The organism is Brachybacterium sp. HMSC06H03 (assembly GCF_001807385.1).
Taxonomy (GTDB): domain Bacteria; phylum Actinomycetota; class Actinomycetes; order Actinomycetales; family Dermabacteraceae; genus Brachybacterium; species Brachybacterium conglomeratum.
On record NZ_KV788830.1, the window covers coordinates 1 to 1024 of the forward strand.

A 1024-nucleotide genomic window follows, 5' to 3' on the forward strand; every position below is an offset into this window, starting at 1 on the left:
GGGCGGCGACGGCCCTGCGGGGTGCGCCGACCCTGGGAGCGCGCGGTCACGTCGCCCGACGGCGCCCGTCCCCGGACGGCACCCGTCACGAGGCGGAGCCCGTCGGCCCCCGCGCCGCGGACCGCCCCGGCGACACCGACGCACACACCCCGAGAAAGGCCCCCATGACTCACGTCGCCCTGACCATCGCCGGCTCCGAGGCTTCCGGAGGTGCCGGTGCCCAGGCGGACATCAAGACCTTCCACCAGCTGGGCACCTTCGGCGCCGCGGCGCTGACCTGCATCGTCTCCTTCGACCCCAAGAACGACTGGAGCCACCGCTTCGTGCCGCTGGAGCCGCAGCTGATCCTCGACCAGATCGAGGCGAGCACCGCGGTGCACGACATCGACACCACGAAGATCGGCATGCTCGGCACCCCCGCCACGATCGAGACCGTCGCCGGCGCGCTCGCCGAGCGGTCCTTCACCAACGTCGTGCTCGACCCCGTGCTGATCTGCAAGGGCAACGAGGGCGGCTTCGCCCAGGACACCGACGACGCGCTGAAGGCGAAGATCCTGCCGCTGGCCACCTTCGTCACCCCCAACCACTTCGAGACCCTGGCGCTCTCCGGCATGGAGAGCATCGAGACGGTCGCGGAGCTGGCCGAGGCCGCGAAGCGCATCCACGAGGCCTTCGACGTGATCGTGCTGGCCAAGGGCGGGGTCGCGCTCGAGGGCGAGGACGCGGTGGACGTGTTCCACGACGGCGAGCAGACCGTCGAGCTGCGCAGCCCGAAGGTCGGCCAGGAGCGCGTGAACGGCGCCGGCTGCACCCTCGCCGCCGCCGTCACCGCCGAGCTCGCCAAGGGCGCCACCCCGCTCGAGGCGGCCCGGACCGCGAAGGCCGTGGTCACCAGCTCCATCGAGAACCGCCAGAAGGGCCACACCCCCTTCGACTCCGTCTACCAGGGCAAATACCAGGGCTGACAGGTCCCGGGGCCGGGCAGGCGGATCGCCGCGCCGGGCCGCGCCGGGCCGCGCCGGGC

The 1024-nt window shown here is 72.9% G+C and carries 1 protein-coding gene; it reads left to right on the forward strand.

Going from position 1 to position 1024, the window contains the following annotated elements; genetic code table 11:
• The first annotated feature begins 164 nt into the window (after positions 1–164).
• Positions 165–965: a hydroxymethylpyrimidine/phosphomethylpyrimidine kinase gene (locus HMPREF3159_RS10225; RefSeq protein WP_070500936.1), complete on the forward strand. Its 801-nt coding sequence runs from the start codon at positions 165–167 to the stop codon at positions 963–965.
• Positions 966–1024: the final 59 nt, after the last annotated feature.

Coding starts and splice junctions, on each gene's coding strand:
- HMPREF3159_RS10225 (WP_070500936.1), top strand. CDS start 165: ATGACTCACGTCGCCCTGACCATCGCCGGCTCCGAGGCTTCCGGAGGT.